The sequence below is a fragment of the Mucilaginibacter sp. P4_G9 genome (assembly GCF_056400985.1).
The window spans coordinates 1-2,872 of sequence record NZ_JBFUKF010000531.1 but is presented as its reverse complement, the minus strand read 5'-3'; the positions used below and the strand labels follow the sequence as shown (position 1 = coordinate 2,872).

Sequence of the window (2,872 nt, the reverse complement as noted above, 5' to 3'; positions counted from 1 at the left end):
GCATAAACCGCCTGGAACGCATTGCCTGTTTCGCCAACAACAGAGCTTACATTGATAATTACACCCCGTTTTTTTAACGTGAAAATTTTCATTGCAGCCTTGCAGATCATGACAGGGGCCTTAAGGTTTACCTGCAGAATCCTGTCAATATCGTTTTCGGGCTGGTAAATTAAAGATTTGTCTAACGTTATGCCCGCATTATTAATTACGGCTACAAGGGCATCCCCATGCTCTTTTTTTAAGCGGGTGCAAAACTCTTTAAGTTCCTGCCGGTCGCTCAAATCGGCACAAAGTAAATGGGTTCCGGGCTCAATATGGGTAAAACTTTCTTTGCGGGTAGCATGTAATATTAAAGTATATTCTTTTGAAAGTATTTTTGATATTGCCAGGCCCAAACCCCTGCTTGCTCCGGTTATCAATATCTTTTTTTCAACCATTTGGTAAACGATTTTTTACGTATCAATTAAAAGTTATTTCGGTAGATGTATTTTCAATATTGCATTACGTTAACCAATGGATGATTAAAATCAACATAAATCAAATTGTGGTTCGGAACAATAACTTACCAATACATTATTATACTCAACAGTGAATCTGTATTTCAAATGTAAGTTTTAAATTGCAATTCTATAAACAGTTTGGCCCCATTTACCATTAAATAATAACCTGTACCTGTATTTTAAATAAGAGTCAGGAATCAAGATAAGCATTGCGAACCGGTTATTAGCAGGCTATAAGTTTAGATATTATGCACTTATCTTTATTTCGATAATTTGAAGTGCTGATAAAAGGGCCAGGGAAATCGCTTTTAAAATATCTGCATGGCAAATTTTGGCTGAAGCCGCTTTTTGTTCCTTCGCTACCGTCCCATAAATGGGACGGCAATGAACTTTTAGCTACCTTAAACGGGATCAGTCCTTAAATCATTGCCGTTGGGCTTCAGCCAACGGTTAAATTGGCAGAAATGAGTTATGGCTTTAGCCAAAAAATATTATAGATATTTAAAAGCGATTTCCCTGATAAAAAGGCTCTTTTTACCTGGCTCCATTTAAAAAGCCTGCCTATTAATAGCTTTTATGATCGCGCGGATTACCAATACTTTTTCTTGATTCTTGTATCTTGACTCTTGATTCTTAACTTCCATTAATGATTTATCCTGTTCAGGCCTTCTTTAGCCTGGGTATCTATACTGTTTTGATATTCGTGGTTCTTCATCTGCAAGGCCTGGTTGTAATACTCAGCAGCTTTTTTATAATCCTTTTTCTGTTCGTAAATAACACCAGAGAACAATGCCGAATTGGCCGCATAATAATAGGTTTCCTTTTTGCCGATGTTAATGGCCCTTTGATAGTTGGTTAAAGCATCATTGAAAACATTCATACGGTCATACGTACGTCCAAACCTGTAATAGAGCTCAATTTTATCCCTTATATTTTTAAGATCATTTACCTGTTTTGATTTTAATTGCACCAATGCATTGTTATAATAGCCACCATCAAAATACAACCTTGCTTTTAAAAGCTCAAGGTCGGGTTTAACATCATTGGCTTCCTTTAAAGCCTGTTTGTCTTTTTCGTCGGTGGCGTATCCCTTGGTACGCGTCAGCTTTATATAATTATTGTAATTGTTTAAATCATTCCTTAAAAGATAATAGTAAGCCAGTTTTTGATAGGAGTCTTTAATATAATTGATCCCCCTGGTATCTTTTAAAAATCTTAATAAGTAAACATTGGCATCAGTATCCATTCGGCATAATTTTGCATTACCCAACAAATAACTTATTGCCGGCAATGCAGGATACTGGGCTGATTTTGGTGCGTTTTGAAGGTAATTAATAGCCTCATCGTTATGCCCGGTTTTGTAGGCAACATAGCCTTGCAAATAAGCTTTCAACAGGCTTTTATCAGCCATCCCATCTAATAACTGCGCCAGGCGCGCATAGTTGTTCCTGCTGTGCAATACATCTATATCAGTAAAACAGAGCAAAAAAACAGCCTCATCGTTATAATAACTATATGGTGAGCCTGTTATCTGAGTTCTGAATTTTTCCAGCTGTTTATAGCCGCTTGCGATATCCCCCCGAATGCCAAAAAAATTCGCTATCCCTCTTAAGTTAGATGGAATGGCTCCAAAGATCACATCCAGTAAAGCCAGGCTTTTTTGGTTGGGTAAAAAATCTTTGTATTTCTTAGTGTTTTCATTCAGCAGGTTTTTAGCCTTATTTAAATCCAGGGTAGAGGCGGTAAAATCACCAAATTTGGCTTTTAACATTCCCCATTGAAGATAGATCTCGGCCTGGGCAAATAAATAATAAGGGGAATTTTCATCGTTATCTTTTATTGCATCAATCCTGTCCGACTTCAGGTCTTTTAATTTTTCATATTCATTTTTATTTTCTGACGTAAGCAGGTGCAAATAATCGGCGTAATTATCAAGCAGAACAGTAATGCCATTTTGCGGATTTCTTAATTTTTCGTCCTGGATATATTTTTTAGCGTCATTAAATTTTAACTCATATATGGCTTTATAAGCCGCGATTGAATTGTTATTGAATACAAAATTTGCCTTTACAGACAATTGAAAACCTAATAAGAACGATAGTAGTAAAACAGATTTATAAAACATTTTAAAAAGATAACGATCAGCTTTAAGCTTTGTTTACGATTTCAATATAGATTAGCCCCAAAGCTATAGGTTTAAATGCAGTTTTAAGCTTTATTGTTTATTTTTTGTCCTACACACAATAGTTTTCGGGCAATCACAGATGCCACATTTATGGATTTCCACTATAAGCTTCTATGGCTTCAATAAGATCAAGTTTGATAATCTCCCAATATTTTCCTTTCAAACAGACAGGCTCAAAATCATCATC

General features: G+C 35.9%; 2 protein-coding genes. Both read right to left on the bottom strand.

The features are described from left to right. The coding region (locus AC1DPZ_RS24885; RefSeq protein ID WP_477408547.1) for an SDR family oxidoreductase at positions 1-437 on the bottom strand (437 nt) is incomplete at its 3' end. A 706-nt stretch (positions 438-1,143) separates the two neighbouring features. Beyond that, entirely contained in the window at positions 1,144-2,625 is a 1,482-nt protein-coding gene (locus AC1DPZ_RS24880) for a tetratricopeptide repeat protein (protein WP_477408545.1), read from the bottom strand. Positions 2,626-2,872 lie beyond the last annotated feature (247 nt).